The following is a 19,924-nucleotide window of genomic DNA, read 5'->3' as shown; positions in this document are numbered from 1 at the left end:
AGGCAACGAATGAAGAGAGCAAGACCATGAGTGAACTGATCGAAATGCAGAACATCAGCCTGAAAGCGGCTGAAATGGTAGAAGAGGGCCGGGTACACAAGGATCTCTACTCCGATCCGGCCATCTTCGAGGAAGAGCTGGACAAGGTGTTCAACAACACTTGGGTATTTGTCGGTCACGCCAGTGAAGTGCCTGAAGCGGGCAGCTTCAAGACCGCCTACATCGGTCGTCAGCCGGTCATCCTGAGCCGTGACCGCAAGATGAACCTGCATGTACTGCAGAACCGTTGCCGCCACCGTGGTGCCACTGTCTGCGAAGCGCGCAAGGGCAAAACCAAGGCGTTCACCTGCCCCTATCACGGCTGGGGCTATGGCCTTGACGGCAGCCTGCGTGCGCTGCCCAAGCCGGAAGAGTACGACGGCGTGTTCGACAAGAGTGAGCTGCCGCTGGAAAGCCTGCGGGTGGAAACCTATCAGGGCATGGTATTTGCCACCTTCAGAGATGACATCGAGCCGCTGGAAGATTTCCTCGGCGGTGCGAAAAAGTGGATCGACCTGTTCATGAAGCAGGGCGGTGGTTACCCGGTGAAGGTGCTGGGCGAGCACCGCTTCAACTTCCCGGGCAACTGGAAAATCCAGCTTGAAAACACCACCGATGCCTATCACTTCCCGATTGTACACAAGTCATTTGTGACCTCTCTGGATGAAGCCACGGCCGACATCTTTGACTTCCTCGATGGTGAAGGTTTCGTTGAAGACCTGGGCAACGGCCACAGCGTGATGGTGATGATTCCCCAGCTGGTGGATCTGGAAGAGGATCTGGATCAGCCGATCCCGGCTCGTTTTGAGCAGCTGGCACAGGCGCTGCGTGAAGAGGGCAAATCGGAAGACGAAGTGAAGAAGCTGGTGCGTGCCGCCCACGGTACCGGTTTCAACCTCAACCTGTTCCCGAATGTGTCCTGCTCCATGGCGTTCTTCCGTGTATTGCGCCCAGTCAGCGTGGGTGAGACCGAGATTCAGCATGTCGCACTGGGGGGAGAGGGTGCTCCGGTCGCGTTCAACCGCAAGCGCATGCGTCTGCATGAACATTTCCAGGGTCCGATGGGCTTCGGTACACCGGATGACGGTGAGGCCTGGGAGCGGGTACAGAAGGGTTCCATGGCCGGTACCGATGGCTGGATTCTGGTCAACCGCGGCATGAACAACCTGCACCAGTCCAAAGACGGTAATGTGGCAGGAGCGGTCTGTTCCGAAACCGGCATGCGCGGTGCCTATCGCCAGTACAAAAAGATGATGGCAGCTGGAGAGGAGAAATAAGTGATGAAATCCAATACTCAACTGCTGGCGCAGGTGATCGAATTCATCGGTTACGAAGCGGATCTGCTGGACCATAAGGGCTACCAGGAATGGCTGTCTCTGTGGACCGATTCCGGTCTGTATATCGTGCCCGCTGATCTGAAGGAAACCGACTATCTGAACACGCTGAACCTGGCGATGGACGATGCCGACATGCGCCGCATGCGCGTGGCGCGTCTGGAAAACGGTGAATCCGTTTCTGCCATCTCGGTTGGTGAGACCGTGCGCATGATGTCCCGTGTACGTGTGCTTGAAGCGGGTGACGATCTGGTCATCGCTCGTTGTGCCATGACGCTGAACGAGCTGCGCCACGGCAAGCTGGTGACCTATCCGGCCAACGTGGAGTACAGCCTGAAACCGACAGCGGACGGTTTCAAACTGGAGCAGAAGGTCGTGAAACTGCTGCATGCGGACGGCTTCCTGCGCACCGTTAGCTTCATCTTCTAAGGAGTGGCCGCATGAGTAACCCAACACAGTCTCATATTGCGCTGGTCACCGGTGCTGCACAGGGCCTTGGCAACCACATTGCCGCTCGTCTGCTGGCCGCCGGTTACCGGGTCGCCCTGTCTGACCGTTCACTGGATGCAGCCAGGGCTGCCGCAACGGCCATGGACAGCAGTGGCGAATGGGTGATGCCGCTGGCGCTGGATGTGGCCAGCAAGACGGATTTTGAAGCCGCATTGGCTGCCGTGCTGGAGCGCTGGGGTGATCTGCATGTGCTGGTAAACAATGCAGCCGTTACCCGAGCGACTCCGGTGATGGAGATCAGCCCGGAGGAGTTTGCCGAAGTGGTGAACATCAACCTGGGTGGCACGTTCTCCGGCTGTCAGGTGATGGGCCAGCACATGGCTGACAAGGGTTATGGCCGCATCATTAATATGGCTTCGCTGGCCGGGCAGAACGGGGGCACCTCGACCGGTGCTCACTATGCTGCCTCAAAGGGCGCCATCATTACGTTGACCAAGGTGTTTGCCAAGGAGCTGGCCAGCCGCGGCGTGACGGTAAATGCCATCGCGCCGGGACCGATCGAATCACCCATGGTAAAGGCACTGGTACCTGAGGAACGTCTGCCAATGCTGTTGGGCGCCATTCCGGTCGGGCAGCTGGGTGATGCCGACTTCATCGGCGAGATGGTGGTACAGCTGGCACGGCCGGAAGCCTACTTCACCACCGGCACGACCCTGGACATCAACGGCGGCCTGTTCATGCGCTGAGGCGAGACCTATGACAAGCAATATTGATAACACACTCATTCATGTGACCATCACGCGGCGCGAAGACCAGACCGACGAGATCGCCGTGTTTGATCTGAGTGCAGTTGATGGCAACGCACTGCCGGCGTTTGAGGCCGGGGCCCATATCGATGTGATATTGGGTCCGGAACTGATTCGGCAGTACTCCCTGAGCAACGCGCCGGGCAGCAGCAGCTACCGGTTGGGGATTCTGAATGACCCCAATTCACGCGGTGGCTCCAGGCAGATTCATGCCGAATTGAAAGCCGGTGCCGAGGTACAGATCAGTGCTCCACGCAACCATTTCCCACTGGAAATGGATGCAGAGCACAGTCTGTTGATCGGTGGCGGTATCGGTATTACGCCGATGATCGCCATGGCATACGCTCTGAAGGCGGCAGGTAAATCCTTCGAGCTGCACTACTGCAGTCGCAGTGAAGCCAAGGCGGCGTTCCTTGAAGAACTCAAGCGCGAGTTTGGCGAGTGTCTGGTGCTGCACTTTGACGATGCCGGCGATACCGGTCGAATCAATCCAAAACAGCTGTGTACCGAGGCGCGCCCGGGTACTCATCTGTATGTCTGTGGTCCTGGCGGATTCATGGACTGGGTAATCGACCAGGCCAAAGCGGCAGGGTTGCCAGACAAGCAGATTCACTTCGAGTACTTCAATGCCGAGGTGGATATCAGTGGTGAGGCATTCGAAGTCTATGCCGAAGCCAGTGATGTGACTGTACAGGTTGGACCCAACGAAAGCATCGCCACTGCCTTAAAGGCAGCGGGGGTCAAGGTTCAGATGTCCTGTGAAGAAGGTGTATGCGGGACCTGCATCTGTGACGTGATCGAGGGAACCCCTGATCATCGTGACCATTTCCTCACTGACGAGGAAAAAGAGGATAACGACCAGATCGCACTCTGCTGCTCACGAGCCAAGAGCGCACGTCTGGTAGTCGATATCTGAAACAGTTCGCTGTAAAGGCCGGCCCTGGCTTCAAGCCCTGGCCGGACACCGGTTCGGACCGGACTCAAACCAGAAACTGGAGAACAACAATGAAGATGATGTTTCGAGTAGCTGCAACTGCAACAATCGCCCTTCTGGCCTCAACCGCACAGGCCGAAACGCGCCTGACCATGTCGTCCTGGCTGCCCTCCGGGCACCCGCTGGTACGTGACGTTATGGTGCCCTGGGCCAAGAACGTAGAAGAGGCGACCGAAGGTCGTGTAAAGGTCGTTATGCTGCCATCTGCACTGGGTCACCCACGTGTGCATTATGACCTGGCTGCTGAAGGTCAGGCGGATATCACCTACAGTGCCCACGGTTACACGCCGGGTCGTTTCAACCTCTACAAGATGGTCGAGTTCCCCTTCGGCGGTGACAGCGCCGAAGCCACGTCCGCTGCCTACTGGCAGGTATACAACAAGTACCTGAGCCCGGCTGACGAGCACAAGGATGTCAAGCTGCTGGGTCTGTTTACGCACGGTCCGGGTCATATCCACAACAGCCGTCGCAGCGTGAACAGTGCAGCCGACATGAAGGGCCTTAAGCTGCGTGTCGGGGGCGGTATCATGAACGAGCTGTCCACAGCTCTTGGCGCCGTATCGCTGCAGCAGCCCTCTTCCAGCACCTACGAGATGGTGTCCAGCGGCGTAGCCGATGGCACCCTGTTTCCGCTGGAGTCGGTACCGGCCTTCAACATTCAGGACAAAACCACCCACACCACACTGGTGCCGGGCGGGTTGTATAACTTCAGCTTCTTTGTCGTGATGAACGAAGACCGTTTCGAAAGCCTGCCGGAGGAGGATCAGGCGGCCATCGAGAAGGTATCCGGTGAAGCGCTGGCACGCCTGGCCGGTCGCATGTGGGATACCCAGGATGCCAAGGGGCTGGAAGCGATCAAGGCCAATGGCAATGAAGTGCTGACCGCGGACGAAGCGTTCATGAACGAAATTCGCACAGCCAGCGAGCCGATGGTGCAGGAATGGTTGAAGCAGGCTGAAGCAGCCGGCATTGACGGTGCAGCGGCGCTGGCGGAATTCCGCGAACTGAGCCGTGAACTGGCCAAAGACTGACAGGTGAGCCGATGAAAGCTTCTCTCAGAGCTTCAGCCGGCAGCCGAGAGGTGGTGGTACTGTTGTACCGCCACCTGCTCAGCGGTACGGCCGCCATCGTCATGTTCATGATGATGCTGGTGACACTGATCGATGTACTGGGACGCTATCTGTTCTCGTCTCCCCTGAATGGAGCCTATGAACTGACCGAGTTGATGTTGGCGGCGGTGATCTTTTTGGGACTGCCACTGATTACGGCAGAAGGTGGGCACATTGCAGTGGACCTGCTGGACTCCTTCTTCGGCAGCTGGGGACAGCGTATTCAGAACGGTTTGATTGAGGTGATCAACGTATTGGCCTTTGGCACCTTTACCTGGGTGCTGTGGGAGCACGCTCTCAAGGTGCAGCGTTACGCCGATACTACAGCTGTACTGCAAATCCCGCTGTCCTGGCTTGCTTTCATGATGGCAATTACCACAGGTCTTGCCACTCTGGCCCTGATCCTTCGATTGTTGTTTGGCAGCAGTGGTCTCTTTGCACAAGGAGAGCAGTAAATGGAAGCAAGTCTGATCGGCTTTGCGGCCTTAATGGTACTGATTCTGGCCCGAGTGCCGTTGGGAATCGCCATGGCGATTGTCGGCGTGGTGGGTTTTGCACTTGTGCAACAGGTTACCTATGGTAACCCTCGTGGCTGGAGTATCTCACTCAATATGGTGGCATCGACCGCCTTTGATACCGGTCTGGCATACGGCCTGTCGGTTGTGCCGCTTTTTTTGCTTATGGGCAACCTGATCACCGAATCGGGCATGTCAAAACAGCTCTACCGTGCGGCCAACGCTTTTTTGGGGCATTTCAAGGGTGGGCTGGCGCTTGCGACCGTTGCCTCCTGTGGTGCCTTTTCTGCCGTGTGCGGCAGCTCTATGGCAACATCAGCCACCATGGCCAAAGTGGCGATGCCTTCCATGCGTGAATATAAATATTCAGATGGACTTGCTACCGGTGCCATTGCCGCCGGCGGAAGTCTTGGCATTCTGATCCCTCCCAGTGTGATTCTGGTGGTATACGGCCTGATGACCGAGACGGATATTGGCAAGCTGTTCATCGCCGGCTTGATTCCGGGCATCATCGGTATTGTGCTCTATATGGCGGCGGTGGTTGTCACCGTCAGGCTGAAGCCTGAAAGTGGCCCTGCCGGTGCGCGCTCCAGCTGGAAAGAGCGGCTGATCTCCCTGAAGGGGGTGTGGGGCATCAATCTTATTTTCATCATCGTGATGGGCGGCATCTATGCCGGCATTTTCACCCCGACTGAAGCGGCCGGGATCGGCGCCTCAGGCGCTTTTCTGATCGCCATGTTCAGCGGCAAGCTCAGTCCGAAGATGATGTACCGCTCACTCAGCAATGCTGCACGGACAACCGCGATGTTGTTTTTCCTGGTGATCGGCGCGCTGATTTTCTCAAACTTCATCAACATGACCGGCATGCCGATGATGCTGCGTGACTGGGTGGTAGAGCAGGGGTTTAGCCTGTTTATGGTGCTGGTAGTACTGATTGCAATCTACCTGCTGTTGGGCTGTGCGCTTGAAAGTATGTCGATGATCCTGCTGACCGTACCGGTGTTCTATCCGATGGTACAGGCCATGGGGATGGATCTGATCTGGTTCGGCATTATGGTGGTTGTGGTCACCGAGATCAGTCTGATTACCCCACCCGTTGGCATGAACGTGTTTGTACTGCGCGGGGTCGTGCCGGATGTGAAACTGTCCACCATCTTCCGTGGTGTGGTGCCTTTCTGGCTGGCGGATATCGTGCGATTGGTACTGATCGTGTCCATTCCATCGCTGTCCCTGTTTTTGCCCAACTCACTGGGCTGAGAAATCGATCGAAACTGACATAACAATAAAAGCTGAGGTAACCCAATGAAAAAAGGTGTAATGCGTCCTGGGCACGTACAGATTCGCGTGCTGGATATGGATGAAGCCGTCAAGCACTACGTAGACCTGCTGGGTCTGATCGAAATGGATCGTGACGATCAGGGCCGTGTCTATCTCAAGGGCTGGACCGAAGTGGACAAGTTCTCGGTGGTGCTGCGTGAAGCGGACGAAGCCGGCATGGATTTCATGGGCTTCAAGTGCCTGAGCGAAGAAGTGCTGGACCAGCTGCGGGGTGAGCTGATCGAATTTGGCTGCGAAGTGGAAGACATCCCTGCGGGTGAGCTGAAAGACTGTGGCCGCCGCATCCGCTTCGTCGCGCCCACCGGTCACGCCTTTGAACTCTTTGCGACCAAGGAACAGACCGGCAAGTGGGGCGTGGGCAACCACAACCCGGAAGCCTGGCCGCGCGGCCTCAAGGGCATGCAGGCGACCCGTTTCGATCACTGCCTGCTGTACGGTCCGAATCTGGATCGCACGCTGGATCTGTTCCGTGACGTGCTCGGCTTTGATCTGGCCGAGCAGGTGATGACGCCGGACGGCAAGCGCGTCGCCCAGTTCCTGACCGCCAGCATGAAGGCGCATGATGTGGCGTTCATTGATCACCCGGAGCCTGGCAAATTCCACCACGCCTCCTTCTATCTGGAAACCTGGAACGACGTGCTCAAGGCGGCGGATCTGATCTCCATGACCGATACCTCGATCGATATCGGCCCGACTCGCCACGGCCTGACCCACGGTCAGACCATCTACTTCTTCGACCCGTCCGGTAACCGTAACGAAGTCTTCGCCGGTGGCGACTACCACTACCCGGACCACGAGCCGGTAACCTGGGATGCGACCGAGCTGGGCAAGGCAATCTTCTATCATGATCGTCAGCTGAACGAACGTTTCCTGACCGTGCTGACCTGAACCGGAGGCTGTGATGCCATTTGATCCGAAAGATTTTCGCCGGGCGCTGGGCAAGTTTCCCACCGGCGTAACCGTGATGACCACGCGTGATGCCGAGGGCAACCCCATCGGCATGACTGCCAGCAGCTTCAATACCCTGTCGATCGAGCCCGCGCTGGTGCTCTGGAGTATCGACAAGGGAGCGTATAGTCTGGATGCGTTCACCCGTGGGAAATCCTTTGCCATCAACGTGCTGCGCAATGATCAGGTTGAAATCTCCAACCGCTTTGCACGCCGGGGCGAAGACAAGTTTGCCGGCATCCACACCCGTGACGATCAGCATGGCTCACCGCTGCTGCATGGCACTGCCGCGTGGTTCGGCTGCAAGACCTGGAACGTCTACGAGGGTGGTGACCACTTCATCATTGTTGGTGAAGTGACGGACTACTCCTATGAGGAGAATGTCAGCTCTCTGGTGTTCCATAACGGCCGCTATGCAGTGCCCGAAACCCATCCGGCGGTGCAGGCACCGACCGGGTCGCTGGAAGCAAGGGGGTTTCTGGGTGACTACCTGCTGTTCCAGCTGCGCCAGACACTCAACGCCTACGCCTCAGACTTTTACCCAAGGTTGAGCCATTTTGGCGTGACCGCCGAGGAGTGGCGGGTGCTGACGCTGCTGGCCGATGGCGAAGCGATGGAGCAGGAGCAGATCGGTCGTTTTGTTTCGCAGCCCACGAAAGAGCTGGTGTTCACCGGCGAATGGCTGCAGGACAAGGGCTTGCTGCAGGTTGAAGGCAGCTGCTTCCGTCTCACCGAAAAGGGACAGCAACTGGCAACTCAGTTGCTGGACAAGGCGATCGAACATGAGCAGCAGGTGATGTCCTGCCTCAGTGAAGAACAGCAGAAGGCACTGAAAGAGAGTCTGCAGTTGCTGCAAAAGGGGCTTGGCTAGGGCCTGCCCCGTATCAGAGCCGATGCCGATTACTTTGACTCAGAGCGTTGGTCGGATCCCCCTCGGCCAGCATCTGCTGTAATCGCTGGCGCTCAGGATCACCGGGTACAATCCCGGTGACTTCCGCTTCCAGCACCGTTGTACCACCCGGGTTGGTCATCTCAACCTGGGCACAGGCGCGTCCCCTCGGGTCAATCTCAGTGATGGTCCAGCGGCAGGTAATCGCTTCACCCACGTAAACAGGCCGCCTGAAACGAAAATTCATGCCGGAGGCCAGCCAGCCGATCTGGCCACCGATCTCGGTCAACAGGCTGCCGGTCAGTAATCCGTGTGCGACCGGTGACTTGAACCCCTTCAACTCGGCGAAAGCCTGATCGAAATGTACCGGATTGTAGTCGCCCGACAGGCGCGCAAAGGCATCGACCTCCTCTTGTGTAAAGCGGCGGGTCACACTGAAGCTGTCACCCGGCTGCAGCCCTTCGGCTGCACGTTCTCGCATCGGATTCATGGGACTCTCCCTGTAACGATCTGCCTATCTTGCTTAAGCACCCGACCCGCGTTCAAACCTCTTTCAACGGTACCATCATCGGCTGGCCAGGTGTGGTGCAGCCGGTATCGCAGCAGCGACCGGGTTGACGGTTTTTGGTGATCGAGCGTTTCTCGTCATGCAGTACCCCACGCTCAAGCAGGCGTTCCACCAGCTCCACCTTCGAGCCTACCGGGTAGTTGCGCCAGATCTCCTGCTTCATTGCCGCGGGTGAGCCACCGCCGTGCAGGCTGATGACCGAGTACCAGCCGCCCTGATGAGAGGCGGTCAAATCCTCAATGAAACGGGCGGTCTGGATGCGTTTGTCGTAGGGGATGTCGGCGTTGGCCTGCAGTACCTCGGCCAGGCTGGCCGCCGTGGCCGGGTTATGGTCCTCGTCGGGGCCGGGCAGTGCGACAATAAGTCCACCCGAGACTTCATGCGCGAGGCGGTGCATGTCATAGATTTGTGTCGCCAGCAGCAGCTTGCCGATGTTGCTGAAGACCGGGTCCGGCATGAAGGTGCCGCTGTACGGGTCCTGTGTGGCATAGACGCTGGCGGCAACACCGCAGGCGTAGAACCCCTCTGTGATCTTGATCAGCTCGACCATCGGGTCGCGCAGGTTGCTTTTGCGATCAGGGTCAAGGCCGTTGGCCTCACACATCAGGGCGCCGGCACCGATCAGCAGGTCGCCAAAGCCTGCCCGGGCTGCAATGCAGCTGTGCCGGTGGTGAGTCGCATAGCTGTAGGTCAAAACGTGACTGTGTTCCCAGTCACCGGCATAGAACACTCTCTCCCACGGCACGAAGACGCGATCAAAAATCACCACCGCTGTCGCCTGGCCATACTTGCGTGAGAACAGCGCGTCGCCGTGCTCCAGCTTTTCGCCGGGGCGACCGGCGGGTCGTGACACCATCGTGATTCCCGGGGCGTCCACGCGTACGGCACAGCAGACGGCAAAGTCCGCATCTTCAGGCCCCATATCGCGACAGGGCATCACCAGCAGCTCATGCATGTAAGGAGCGCCTGTCACGATCGCCTTGGTGCCACTGATGACGATGCCCTTGCCGTTCTGTTCAACAACATGCACGTAGGTGTCCGGGTTGGACTGCTGGTGCGGTTTTTGGCTTCGATCACCCTTGGCATCGGTCATCGCCACGCCCAGCGACAGATCTTCATCCTGAACATGAGCCAGGTAGTTTTCAAAACGCGCACGGTGTTCAGTCGTCCCCCTGGCGTCATCAATGCGGGCCACGGCCTGGGCGATACCGTTCAGCGCATCATGGGCAAGGTAACGCTGGGCACAGCCGGTTTCCTGACACAGCACCCTGACCGCTTCCAGCTTGTTCAGGAGGTCGCCGGCGGATTCGTTCACATGAAGCATCCGGCTCACGATTCGGTTTCGGCTGGATTGCGTGGCCAGTGCGATGGGTGCCAGCTCAGGCTTGAGTGCATAATCATAGGTGTAGGCAAGCGCGTTGATGCCGGGCTGAAAGGCTGGCTCATCGGCCACGCTGCTGACTTCATGACCGTTAACAAAAACTTTGGGGGCGTATCTGCGCAGGGATTCCCGGTATTCAGCCCCTGACATCAGGGCTGCTTTTACCGGGGCTGCTGTATTGCTTGATGCCATGCTGACCTCCATTAAACACTTGTCAATTATATTGAACGGTGTTCAATAATCTTGTCAATGTTTATACTACCGCTCAGATTTCGTCAAATACGATGCCGCTTTTGGCGCGTAACCAGGAGACCTGTGCAGTGGAAAATCCGCGCCAACTTCGACATCAAAGCCTGACTGACGCACGTCGAGAGCTGATATTGAGTGCCGCCAGGTCCGCTTTTTTTGAGCTTGGAATGGACAAGGCCAGCATGCGGGAAATCGCGCATCGTGCAGGCTATTCACCCGGCGCGATCTACAGCTACTTTGCCAGCAAGGAGGAGTTGTACGGTGCCTTACTGGGGGAGTCCCTTGAACGACTGAATCGGCAGGTCGATGTAGCCGGGGCACAAGCTGATCAGGCTGTGGAGTGTCTTCAGGCATCCGCCTGGGCGTTTTTCGAGTTTTATCGGGAAAATCCACACGATCTCGACCTTGGCTTTTATCTGTTTCAGGGTATGAAGCCGCGGGGGCTTACGCCTGAACTGAACGAAACGCTCAATGCGCGGCTGCGCGATGCCCTGCAGCCGATACAGGATCGGTTGCAGCAACTCGGTATGCCTGAAGAGCAGGCGCTGGAAGAGGTGACGGCCCTGTTTGCACACAGTGTTGGTCTTCTGGTGCTGAGCCATACAGGGCGCATTCGCATGTTTCGACAGGATTCGGGCGACCTGTTTGCCCGCTACCTGGAACAGCTGGTCAAGCGTGCAAAAGGTGCTTAACACGGACGTCTTGATTCAAGACCGGCTGGTCTTACTTATGCCGTCTATGCGGGTCAGCTCGACGATTGATCGAGCGGGGAGTACACGCCAGATCCGCCATGGCGGCAATGTTTGGGTTGGGGGGCATCCAGATCATGCTCAGCTCTCTTTCTTTGCATCTGTTGCGGCAACGCCACGCCAGTCCTCAAGATCAAGCCGGGGGTGCTCGGCTCTGAAACGCGCGTACAGTTCAATCCCTCGCCGGTCTTCCAGAATATCGACCTGAATACCTTTGTCGCGCAGCAGTGCTTCAGTGCCGCAGGCGTTGGTAACGTCGCCCACCACCACACGGCTGAAACCACGCATGTAAAGCAGCGTGGCGCAGACATCGCATGGGCTGAGCGAGGTGAACAATGTGGTCTGGCTGAAGTTGATCCTGCCTGCATCCCGAATGGCAGAGGTTTCCCCGTGATTGTAGGGGTGACTTTCCTGCACCAGTGTATTGTGCCCCTTGCCCAGAATGCGGCGCGTAGCATTATCGATGATCACGGCTCCGATGGGGCAACCGCCCTCGTCACGGCTTTTGCGGGCAAGCAGCACCGCGATCCGCATGAAATCGGCATCTGACAGTTTCTGTGCAAACGCATCATCCATCAATACAGGCAGACTGGCTGTTGGCATGTGTGCAATCACGTTGAGCCTGGACTCGGTGATGAGGGTGTTCTCATCGAATAAAGAGGTCATGGGTGCTCCTGTCTTTTACATCACGGGCAGGCCAGCCGCCTTCCATTCCGGATAGCCTTCGGCAAAACGCCGTACTCTGAAGCCTTTTTCACGCAGTCGCTTGACGGCCTCATGGGATAGAGCGCAATAGGGGCCACGGCAGTAGGCGACGATCTCCCTGTCTTTGGGCAGCAGGTTGAACATCTGCTCCAACTGATCAATCGGAATATTGATCGCATCGGGCAGGTGGCCGGCCTGAAATTCATCGGCAGGGCGAACGTCCAGCAGAGCAAGAGAGCCGGTTTTCAGCCCTTGCAGCAGCATGTCCCGTGAAACGGGGTCCAGGGCTTCGTCTGCATTGTCATCGGCAAACAGTTGCCCAACCAATCGTTCCATCTCGGCCAGATTGGTGTAGGCAATCTGACGCATCAATTCGATCAGCGTCAGCGTGCGTGCATCGGTGAGGCGGTAGATCATCTGCTTGCCGGACCGGGTGGCCGTGACCAGACCGGCGCGACGCAGGTGCTGCAGGTGCTGAGAAGTGTTGGCAACCGTCAGCCCTGAAGTATCGGCCAGTACTTCTACTGCCGCATCGGATTGAGCCAGCCGCTCCAGCAGTGCAAGTCGATGGCCGTTGCCCAGTGCCTTGCCGACCAGGGCCAGGGTATCCAGCAGGTCTTGTTGTGATGTCATTGCAACTCCTCCCGTTACGCAATGCATTGTAACGCCTTGACAGAAACTTTGCGCGCAATCATTCTATTAATCAATTGAATGTTATGGCGTGTTTCTGTGCATGCCTGAAAAATCTCATATTCGGTTCAGGAGCAGCGTGCGATGCAGGTGACAGAAAAGCACTACACCGACTTCCAACACGGTATCCGTGAAAACCTGCATCAGTTCAGCCAACAGCTGATCCAGGTGTTTCTCGTCGGCCTCACCATCGGCATGATGCGCACGGTGGTGCCGGCGCTGGCCGAGTCAGAATTTGGCGTTGCCAAGGGTTCCTTCATGATGCTGACCGCCTTTGTGGTGGCCTTCGGTTTTGTAAAAGGGACGCTTAACTTCGTGGCCGGGCGCATGGCGGAACGGATCGGGCGCAAAAAGGTACTGCTGCTGGGCTGGCTGGCGGCAATTCCGATTCCGTTCATGGTGTTGTATGCGCCATCCTGGGGCTGGATTGTGGCCGCCACGGTGTTGCTGGGGGTCAATCAAGGCCTGTGCTGGTCGATGACTCAGACCGCCAAGATGGATATCACCCGGGCGGATGAGCGCGGCTTTACCATGGGCATGAATGAATTTTCCGGCTATGTCGGGGTGGCGCTGGCGGGCATCATCACAGGCTATCTGGCAATAGGGCTGGGGCCGCGCATGGGGCTGTTCGTGTTTGGAGCTGTTGTCATTGCACTGGCCATAGTGCTGGTGTTGTTGCTGGTACGTGAAACCCACGACTGGGCCAGGGCTGAAAGTGCCCGTCATGCCAGTGGCAACTCCATTGGGCCGCGTGCGCGCCTGCCGCAGAACATTTCGGATACGCCGACCACGGCTGAAGTCTTTGCACTGATGAGCTGGACCGACAAGCGTATGGCCGCGTTCAGTCAGGCGGGGCTGGTGGAGAAATTTGTCGACGCCCTGATCTGGGTGTTTTATCCGGTGTTTCTGTATCAGCAGGGGCTGGGGCTGGGCGCCATCGGCTGGGTTGTGGGTATCTATGGTTTTGTCTGGGGTGGCTCGCAGTTTGTCACTGGCCGTCTGTCAGATCATATCGGCCGGCTCAAGCCAATTATCTGGGGCATGTGGATCTGCGGTGGCGGCGTGGCGCTGATGCTGGTAGGGAGTGGGGTGATCTGGTGGTCGATCTCGGCTGCCGTAACCGGCTTCGGCATGGCATTGCTTTATCCCAACCTGAGTGCGGCGGTAGCGGATATTTCACACCCCAACTGGCGCAGTTCCGCCATTGGCATCTACCGCTTCTGGCGTGATCTGGGCTATGGCATCGGCGCGCTGGGGTTTGGTGTGGCGGCACACCTGACCGGGGCGGTGAGCAGTGGCTTCTGGTTTGTCGCCATCGCCATGTTTCTGTCGGGCGCAGTCGTGATGATCTGGGGCGAGGAGACTCACCCGCGGCTGAATCCTCGGGGCGAAAAGGTCTGAAGATGGATGTTTCGATATGCAACCCATTCCGGATTGTAAATCTCCCCCCATGCTTAATTGAGAACATATTGTTTGAGCCGTTTGCCTGGTATGAGGCTACATTCCATGTGGCTCGATTCCGGGGCATATCGGTGACAATGCGACATTGTCGAACAATGTTACTGAATGACAATGGCTGACAAATTCACGTGTGATCAGCTAACCATATGAAAAACATACTTTTTGGAAAGATGGCATATAACGTGCTGTTACCTGTCAGACACCCTTTGACCGGAGCATCACCATGGGCGCCACTATTTCGCTGGATTACATCACACACCGTTTCACTCCATCCTCAGCACCCACACTGAAAGAGATCGAAAACCGCATCGAGCCCGGCGAGCTGGTCGCATTGATTGGTCGCAGCGGCTGTGGCAAATCGACCCTGCTGCACATGTTGGCAGGGCTTCTGATTCCATCGGAAGGCTGTGTCCGTATCAACGGCCATCAGGTCTCCAGACCCAGTGCCAAGTGGAACATGATGTTCCAGAAGGCTTCTCTCTATCCGTGGATGAGCGTGAAGGAAAACGCGGCGCTGGGTCTGCTGTTTGCGGGCATCAGCAAAGCCGAAGCCTCTCAGCGCGTCGACGAACTGCTCGATATGGTCGGTCTGCACGACAAAAAGGATGTCAATGTACAGAGCCTGTCGGGCGGCCAGCAACAGCGTGTTGCGCTTGCGCGCTCACTGGCCACCGAACCTGAAGTCCTGCTGTTGGATGAGCCATTCTCCGCACTCGATGCCTTCACACGCACAGCCCTGCAGGAAGAAGTCCCCGCCATCTGCCGTGCTCGCGGTATCACCATGGTGATTGTCACCCATGACATTGATGAAGCGATCACCATGGCTGATCGGGTGCTGATCATGTCACAGAACCCCGGCCGCGTTGTGGATGAGCTGAACGTAGAGTTGCCTTGGCCGCGCCGTCATATGGACGCCGGTTTTCAATCCTTGCGCGACCGGCTGATGGAGCAGTTCAAAGGGACTGACAGCGGCCTTGCAGGTCGCCAGACCCACACCGAGCCGAGCAAAGACAGCGCCGAACATGCGGCGTAACGCTCAGCCTGCCTGACTCATTGAGGACCCAACCATGAAAAAACACAATGACGAACACAGCCCTATCTCCGCGTCTGAACTGGAATATTTGCAGGATCATGAGATGAGCCGCCGCGATTTCATGCTCGACAGTCTCGCCGTTGGTGGTTTGGCCGCTACGTTTGGACTTGCGGCCAGCAGCGCAGCCTGGGGCAGCATCCAGCCACCGGCTGATGAGGTTGTTCGTATCGGTTATCTGCCTATCACCGATGCAACCGTGCTGCTGGTGGCCCATGCCAAGGGCTATTTCGAGGATGAAGGCCTGAAAACCGAGCCCCCGGTGCTGATGCGTGGCTGGTCACCCCTGGTGGAAGGGTTTGCTGCCGCCAAATTCAATCTGGTGCACCTGCTGAAGCCGATTCCCATCTGGATGCGTTACAACAATGGCTTCCCGGTCAAGATCATGTCCTGGGCTCACCTTAACGGCTCAGGCTTGGTAGTGGGTCGTCATACCGGTGTGGAAAGCTTCGCCGAGCTCGGCGGCAAGCAGGTTGCGGTACCGTACTGGTATTCCATGCACAACATTGTGTTGCAGATGGGGCTGCGCCACGCGGGCCTGATTCCGGTGATCAAATCACAGGGTGAGCCGCTGGCACCCAATGAGGTCAATCTGCAGATCATGCCACCCCCGGATATGCCGCCAGCACTGGCAGCACGCAAGATCGACGCTTTTATTGTAGCCGAACCCTTCAACGCGGTGGGTGAGATGCTGGCCGGTGGCAAGATGCTGCGCTTCACCGGCGACATGTGGAAAAACCACCCCTGTTGCGTGGTCTGCATGAATGAAAATCAGGTTAATGCCAATCCGGTCTGGAGCCAGAAAGTGATGAATGCCATCGTCCGTGCCCAGATCTATGCACAACAGAACAAAAAAGAGGTGGCGCACTTGCTGTCCAAGGACGGCAAGGGCTACCTGCCGATGAAAGCGGACATCATTGAGCGAGCCATGACGCTGTATGACGAAGCCAGCTATGCCACGCCCGATGCGATCCAGAACCCGGGCTGGGGCAGTGGTCGTATTGATTTCCAGCCCTGGCCCTACCCATCGGCTACCAAGCTGATCGTCAATGAGCTCAAGAATACGCTGGTGGGTGGTGATACCACTTTCCTGCAGCAGCTTGATGCTGATTTCGTTGCCGAGGATCTGGTGGATTACCGCTTCGTCAAAGCGGCGATGGAGCAGCATACCGGCTGGCAGCAGGGGCCGGGGTTCAATGCTGACAACCCGTTCGAGCGTGAAGAGGTGATCAAACTATGAGTACTCCGACAACCCAGACGCTGGAGCGTATGAGCATCACCAGCAGGAGCTGTGCACCGCTGCTGGGCTGGTTGGCTCAGCTGCGTTACCCTGCCATCGGCATCACGGCTCTGCTTGTGGTGTGGTGGGCCGGTGGCTATGTGATCGCCAACGACCCGGACATGTGGGCCTTTGCCAATTTTGCCCCGGCACCTACGTTCAGTGCGCTGTATGATCTGGTCGCCAGTGGCTCGATCTGGCCAACCATTCAATCAAGCCTCTACCGTGTGCTGGTCGGCCTGTTCTGGGGCGTCATCATCGGCGTGCCGGTCGGGGTATTGATCGGCTATATCGGCACGGCCATGAAAATTGCCAATGTCCCTTTCCAGTTCCTGCGAATGGTCAGCCCGCTCGCCTGGATGCCGATTGCTGTACTGGCTTTCGCCAGCTGGGATGCCGCGATTATCTTTCTGATCGTCATGGCAACCGTCTGGCCGATCATATTTTCCACCGCCCATGGCGTGCGTCGTATCGACCCGAACTGGTTCAAGGTGGCAAAAAATCTGGGTGCGTCCGGCCCCCAGATGCTTCACAGGATCATTTTGCCGGCCATCATGACCGATGTGATGGCCGGCATACGCTTGGCGGTAGGGGTTGCCTGGGTCGTACTGGTTCCGGCCGAGTATCTGGGGGTTACCAGTGGCCTTGGGTACGCCATCAACGATGCCCGCGACACTCTGGCGTATGACACCCTGGCCGCCATTGTGATCGTGATTGGCGTGATCGGTTATGGGCTGGATACGATCTGCAGTCTTCTCATCAAGCGTTTCAATTGGCATGTCGAATAGATACTGCCATTCCTCCGCCCACAAAAGCCTGCTTTCTGAGCGGGCTTTTGTCGTTGACCCTCTTTTCCATACAGGAGCATGACTGAAATGGACAAGGAGCAGATTTCACCCATTACAGCTGCCAGTGCCAATGACCGCGGGGCTGCCGACCTTACGGTACTGCATGAAGCCGCCAAACTGATTGGCCATTCCGGCACTCCGGAGATCGCCATTACCGGCACCCTGCGGCTGATGTCCCAGATGCTGGGGCTCAACCGGGGCCGTGTATTATTGCCGTCAACCGCGGACGGGCTGTTGCGTATCCGTTATAGCTACGGTCTGACCGACACCGAACGCAAGCGTGGCCTGTACAGTTTCGAGGAGGGCATTACCGGCAAGGTAATGCAGAGCGGCCAGCAGGTCGTGGTACAGGATGTGGATCAGGAGCCCGGCTTTCTGTTCCGTGCCGTTGATCGTGCAACATTACCGGACGGAGTAGTCTCCTATCTTGCCGTACCCATCATGGACGGCAACCTCACGGTCGGTGTACTGGCCGCCCATCGGTTGCGCATGCGCCCCCGGGCAATCAATGCCGATCTGGTGATCCTGCGCATCCTGGCTACCTTCATTGCACAGATTATCAAGATCAACGGCTTGATTGACGAGCGCACCAGCCATCTGCGTGAGGAAAATCAGGAGCTGAAAGAAGCATTAGAGCAGCAGCAGAACAACTACGGCATCCTGGGCGAAAGTGCTGCCGTGCGTGATGCACTGTTGCAGATTACTCGTGTGGCAGACACTCCGGTAACCGTCTTGCTGACGGGTGAGTCTGGCACCGGCAAAGAGCGGTTTTCGCAGATTCTGCACCTGAACAGCAAGCGCCGTGATCAGCCCTTTCTGGCCATCAACTGTGCCGCAATTCCTGAGCAGCTGCTCGAATCCGAGTTGTTCGGCCATGAGAAGGGTGCCTTCACCGGTGCAACCGCCAGCAAGCAGGGCAAGATTGAACTGGCAAACGGTGGCACCCTGTTTCTGGATGAAATTGGTGACCTCAACATGGAGCTGCAGTCCAAGCTGCTGCGTGTACTGGAAAGTCAGGTGATTCAACGGGTAGGCGGCATTCGTGATATTCCGGTGGATGTGCGTATCATCACCGCAACGCACAAGAACCTGCAGGAGGCTGTCAATCAGGGCACCTTCCGACTTGATCTGTTCTACCGTCTCAATGTTTTCCCTATCCATTTGCCACCATTACGGCAACGAACCGGGGACGTACGCATTCTGGCGCGCCATTTTCTGCTCAATGCCAACCGCGAATATGGCCGTTACACCCTGTTTGGCAAGGGTGTCATGGAGCGGCTGGAGAGCTACAACTGGCCCGGCAATATCCGTCAGCTGGAAAATGTGATCAAGCGGGCAGTACTGATCGCGCTGAATGGCAACATCAGCATTGGTGATATCGAAAGTATTCTGCGGCAGGAATCCGTGATCAATAATCACCTGGAGGCTGGCCAGTCCGCCGCCCCGCAAGGAGCGCCAGCGTCCTTGCCCCAACTCAATGCGGCAGTGATCCAGCCGGTCAGTCCGGCTGGTACCTTGTCATCCAGCTCACGGCCCTATAGCTGGGTGCGTGAAGATGAAGAACAGTCGTTGCTGGAAGCACTGCAACAAACCGGTGGCAACAAGACCCGTGCGGCCGCTCTGCTGGGAATGACCGCACGCCAATTCCGCTACCGGCTGGAAAAACTGGCCCTGACAGATAGCCATTAATCGCCGCCACCACCGGACATTGTCGGACAATGTAATACCGACAATGTCTGACATTCCTGCTCGTTCTCCGTCGCCTAACTTCGATTAAAAAACATAACATATTGTTTTTAATTGACTAAAAAATATTTTACCGGGTTGGCACAGCTCCTGCTTTATACATGACAAGTCACTGCAAAGGTCCGCTCCGGACTGAACAGTGTCATCAAAACGACTGGAGAAATGCCAATGACCACTGCAACTGCAACCAAACCTGAAACCGTTACCAGCTACCTGCGCCCGATCGACCGGGACGGTCTGATGGCGTTTGCCGAAAAGGGCCGCAACAACCCGGGCACGCGCGGTACCAACAAAGTCCATACCGTCACTGACGGCCAGTACCGCACCGTCAGCCATATCAACCAGCACGAAGTGGTCGTTGATGAACCGCTCCATCTGTTCGGTGAAGACACTGCACCGGCACCGGGTGAAATTGTCCTGTCCGGTCTGGGTGGCTGCCTTGCCGTCGGTATTACTGCCGTCGCTACCTGGAAGCAGGTCAAGCTCAGCAAACTGGAAATTTTCATGGAAGGTGATATCGGCAACCCGGCAGCCTGGGGGGCGGGCGGTGCCGAGATGAAACCCGAGCAGATGGGCTTTCAGGATATCCGCGTCAAGGTTCTGGTCGAGGGTGATGCCAGCCGGGAAGTACTGGAGGAGATCGTGCAGCATGCCAACTATTTCTCACCAGTCGCCAATACCATGCGCAACCCGATCCCGTTCAGCATCAGCCTGATGGACTGAACCCAACACCTGA

The 19,924-nt window shown here is 57.2% G+C and carries 20 protein-coding genes; 16 read left to right on the top strand and 4 right to left on the bottom strand.

Annotation, left to right across the window (positions count from 1 at the left end; all coding sequences use genetic code 11):
* The first annotated feature begins 26 nt into the window (after positions 1–26).
* From ABIE60_RS02390 to ABIE60_RS02350, 9 genes are all read left to right on the top strand, one after another.
* On the top strand, positions 27–1,316 hold the full coding sequence (locus ABIE60_RS02390; RefSeq protein WP_354467457.1) for an aromatic ring-hydroxylating oxygenase subunit alpha: 1,290 nt from the start codon (positions 27–29) through the stop codon (positions 1,314–1,316).
* 3 nt (positions 1,317–1,319) lie between these two features.
* Positions 1,320–1,802, top strand: a complete 483-nt coding sequence (locus tag ABIE60_RS02385) for an aromatic-ring-hydroxylating dioxygenase subunit beta (RefSeq protein ID WP_354467455.1) — start codon at positions 1,320–1,322, stop codon at positions 1,800–1,802.
* An 11-nt stretch (positions 1,803–1,813) separates the two neighbouring features.
* Positions 1,814–2,569, top strand: coding sequence for an SDR family NAD(P)-dependent oxidoreductase (locus ABIE60_RS02380; protein WP_354467453.1), 756 nt, complete (start codon positions 1,814–1,816; stop codon positions 2,567–2,569).
* Positions 2,570–2,579: 10 nt separating this feature from the next.
* Positions 2,580–3,545, top strand: coding sequence for a PDR/VanB family oxidoreductase (locus ABIE60_RS02375; protein WP_354467451.1), 966 nt, complete (start codon positions 2,580–2,582; stop codon positions 3,543–3,545).
* Positions 3,546–3,634: 89 nt separating this feature from the next.
* Positions 3,635–4,654 (top strand): TRAP transporter substrate-binding protein, encoded by a 1,020-nt coding sequence (locus tag ABIE60_RS02370; protein ID WP_354467450.1) that lies wholly within the window; start codon positions 3,635–3,637, stop codon positions 4,652–4,654.
* 11 nt (positions 4,655–4,665) lie between these two features.
* Positions 4,666–5,187, top strand: coding sequence for a TRAP transporter small permease (locus tag ABIE60_RS02365; protein ID WP_354467449.1), 522 nt, complete (start codon positions 4,666–4,668; stop codon positions 5,185–5,187).
* Complete coding sequence (locus ABIE60_RS02360) at positions 5,188–6,504, top strand: TRAP transporter large permease (protein ID WP_354467448.1); 1,317 nt, start codon at positions 5,188–5,190, stop codon at positions 6,502–6,504.
* 45 nt (positions 6,505–6,549) lie between these two features.
* The gene (locus ABIE60_RS02355) at positions 6,550–7,473 is read left to right on the top strand and encodes a catechol 2,3-dioxygenase (protein ID WP_354467446.1); all 924 of its coding nucleotides are present in this window, start codon (positions 6,550–6,552) and stop codon (positions 7,471–7,473) included.
* A gap of 13 nt (positions 7,474–7,486) precedes the next feature.
* On the top strand, positions 7,487–8,404 hold the full coding sequence (locus ABIE60_RS02350) for a flavin reductase (RefSeq protein WP_354467445.1): 918 nt from the start codon (positions 7,487–7,489) through the stop codon (positions 8,402–8,404).
* 13 nt (positions 8,405–8,417) lie between these two features.
* On the opposite strand, the gene ABIE60_RS02345 is transcribed toward ABIE60_RS02350, so the two are convergent.
* Together ABIE60_RS02345 and ABIE60_RS02340 are read right to left on the bottom strand one after the other, a co-directional pair.
* A complete protein-coding gene (locus ABIE60_RS02345; protein WP_354467443.1) occupies positions 8,418–8,912 on the bottom strand; it encodes a MaoC family dehydratase in 495 nt (164 codons plus the stop codon).
* A gap of 52 nt (positions 8,913–8,964) precedes the next feature.
* Positions 8,965–10,563 carry a 4-hydroxyphenylacetate 3-hydroxylase family protein gene (locus ABIE60_RS02340; RefSeq protein ID WP_354467441.1) on the bottom strand — a complete coding sequence of 533 codons (1,599 nt, stop codon included), beginning with the start codon at positions 10,561–10,563 and terminating at the stop codon, positions 8,965–8,967.
* A 128-nt stretch (positions 10,564–10,691) separates the two neighbouring features.
* Here ABIE60_RS02340 and ABIE60_RS02335 point away from each other — a divergent pair, with 128 nt between their 5' ends.
* On the top strand, positions 10,692–11,312 hold the full coding sequence (locus ABIE60_RS02335) for a TetR/AcrR family transcriptional regulator (protein WP_354467439.1): 621 nt from the start codon (positions 10,692–10,694) through the stop codon (positions 11,310–11,312).
* Positions 11,313–11,450: 138 nt separating this feature from the next.
* Here the strand turns inward: ABIE60_RS02335 and ABIE60_RS02330 are convergent, their stop codons facing one another.
* Positions 11,451–12,035: a nucleoside deaminase gene (locus tag ABIE60_RS02330; RefSeq protein WP_354467437.1), complete on the bottom strand. Its 585-nt coding sequence runs from the start codon at positions 12,033–12,035 to the stop codon at positions 11,451–11,453.
* 15 nt (positions 12,036–12,050) lie between these two features.
* Complete coding sequence (locus ABIE60_RS02325; RefSeq protein WP_354467435.1) at positions 12,051–12,707, bottom strand: ArsR/SmtB family transcription factor; 657 nt, start codon at positions 12,705–12,707, stop codon at positions 12,051–12,053.
* A gap of 141 nt (positions 12,708–12,848) precedes the next feature.
* Between ABIE60_RS02325 and ABIE60_RS02320 the strand changes: the two genes are divergently transcribed.
* From ABIE60_RS02320 to ABIE60_RS02295, 6 genes are all read left to right on the top strand, one after another.
* Entirely contained in the window at positions 12,849–14,165 is a 1,317-nt protein-coding gene (locus ABIE60_RS02320) for an MFS transporter (RefSeq protein WP_354467434.1), read from the top strand.
* A gap of 283 nt (positions 14,166–14,448) precedes the next feature.
* Positions 14,449–15,258, top strand: a complete 810-nt coding sequence (locus ABIE60_RS02315) for an ABC transporter ATP-binding protein (RefSeq protein ID WP_354467433.1) — start codon at positions 14,449–14,451, stop codon at positions 15,256–15,258.
* 34 nt (positions 15,259–15,292) lie between these two features.
* Complete coding sequence (locus ABIE60_RS02310) at positions 15,293–16,555, top strand: ABC transporter substrate-binding protein (RefSeq protein ID WP_354467431.1); 1,263 nt, start codon at positions 15,293–15,295, stop codon at positions 16,553–16,555.
* Positions 16,552–17,382 carry an ABC transporter permease gene (locus ABIE60_RS02305; protein WP_354467429.1) on the top strand — a complete coding sequence of 277 codons (831 nt, stop codon included), beginning with the start codon at positions 16,552–16,554 and terminating at the stop codon, positions 17,380–17,382. The genes ABIE60_RS02310 and ABIE60_RS02305 overlap by 4 nt, the downstream gene beginning before the upstream one ends.
* Before the next feature lie 78 nt (positions 17,383–17,460).
* Positions 17,461–19,131, top strand: a complete 1,671-nt coding sequence (locus ABIE60_RS02300; RefSeq protein ID WP_354467427.1) for a sigma-54-dependent Fis family transcriptional regulator — start codon at positions 17,461–17,463, stop codon at positions 19,129–19,131.
* A gap of 225 nt (positions 19,132–19,356) precedes the next feature.
* Entirely contained in the window at positions 19,357–19,911 is a 555-nt protein-coding gene (locus ABIE60_RS02295; RefSeq protein ID WP_354467425.1) for an OsmC family protein, read from the top strand.
* Positions 19,912–19,924: the final 13 nt, after the last annotated feature.

The organism is Marinobacterium sp. MBR-109, from assembly GCF_040547565.1.
In the GTDB taxonomy this organism is placed as follows: domain Bacteria; phylum Pseudomonadota; class Gammaproteobacteria; order Pseudomonadales; family Balneatricaceae; genus Marinobacterium.
The sequence above is the reverse complement of the archived record's forward strand: the minus strand, read 5'-3'. Positions and strand labels throughout refer to the sequence as shown.

Bases quoted from the DNA above. Each gene is read 5' to 3' on its own strand.
- ABIE60_RS02390 (WP_354467457.1), top strand. From the start codon at position 27: ATGAGTGAACTGATCGAAATGCAGAACATCAGCCTGAAAGCGGCTGAA.
- ABIE60_RS02385 (WP_354467455.1), top strand. From the start codon at position 1,320: ATGAAATCCAATACTCAACTGCTGGCGCAGGTGATCGAATTCATCGGT.
- ABIE60_RS02380 (WP_354467453.1), top strand. From the start codon at position 1,814: ATGAGTAACCCAACACAGTCTCATATTGCGCTGGTCACCGGTGCTGCA.
- ABIE60_RS02375 (WP_354467451.1), top strand. From the start codon at position 2,580: ATGACAAGCAATATTGATAACACACTCATTCATGTGACCATCACGCGG.
- ABIE60_RS02370 (WP_354467450.1), top strand. From the start codon at position 3,635: ATGAAGATGATGTTTCGAGTAGCTGCAACTGCAACAATCGCCCTTCTG.
- ABIE60_RS02365 (WP_354467449.1), top strand. From the start codon at position 4,666: ATGAAAGCTTCTCTCAGAGCTTCAGCCGGCAGCCGAGAGGTGGTGGTA.
- ABIE60_RS02360 (WP_354467448.1), top strand. From the start codon at position 5,188: ATGGAAGCAAGTCTGATCGGCTTTGCGGCCTTAATGGTACTGATTCTG.
- ABIE60_RS02355 (WP_354467446.1), top strand. From the start codon at position 6,550: ATGAAAAAAGGTGTAATGCGTCCTGGGCACGTACAGATTCGCGTGCTG.
- ABIE60_RS02350 (WP_354467445.1), top strand. From the start codon at position 7,487: ATGCCATTTGATCCGAAAGATTTTCGCCGGGCGCTGGGCAAGTTTCCC.
- ABIE60_RS02345 (WP_354467443.1), bottom strand. From the start codon at position 8,912: ATGAATCCGATGCGAGAACGTGCAGCCGAAGGGCTGCAGCCGGGTGAC.
- ABIE60_RS02340 (WP_354467441.1), bottom strand. From the start codon at position 10,563: ATGGCATCAAGCAATACAGCAGCCCCGGTAAAAGCAGCCCTGATGTCA.
- ABIE60_RS02330 (WP_354467437.1), bottom strand. From the start codon at position 12,035: ATGACCTCTTTATTCGATGAGAACACCCTCATCACCGAGTCCAGGCTC.
- ABIE60_RS02325 (WP_354467435.1), bottom strand. From the start codon at position 12,707: ATGACATCACAACAAGACCTGCTGGATACCCTGGCCCTGGTCGGCAAG.
- ABIE60_RS02320 (WP_354467434.1), top strand. From the start codon at position 12,849: ATGCAGGTGACAGAAAAGCACTACACCGACTTCCAACACGGTATCCGT.
- ABIE60_RS02315 (WP_354467433.1), top strand. From the start codon at position 14,449: ATGGGCGCCACTATTTCGCTGGATTACATCACACACCGTTTCACTCCA.
- ABIE60_RS02310 (WP_354467431.1), top strand. From the start codon at position 15,293: ATGAAAAAACACAATGACGAACACAGCCCTATCTCCGCGTCTGAACTG.
- ABIE60_RS02305 (WP_354467429.1), top strand. From the start codon at position 16,552: ATGAGTACTCCGACAACCCAGACGCTGGAGCGTATGAGCATCACCAGC.
- ABIE60_RS02300 (WP_354467427.1), top strand. From the start codon at position 17,461: ATGACTGAAATGGACAAGGAGCAGATTTCACCCATTACAGCTGCCAGT.
- ABIE60_RS02295 (WP_354467425.1), top strand. From the start codon at position 19,357: ATGACCACTGCAACTGCAACCAAACCTGAAACCGTTACCAGCTACCTG.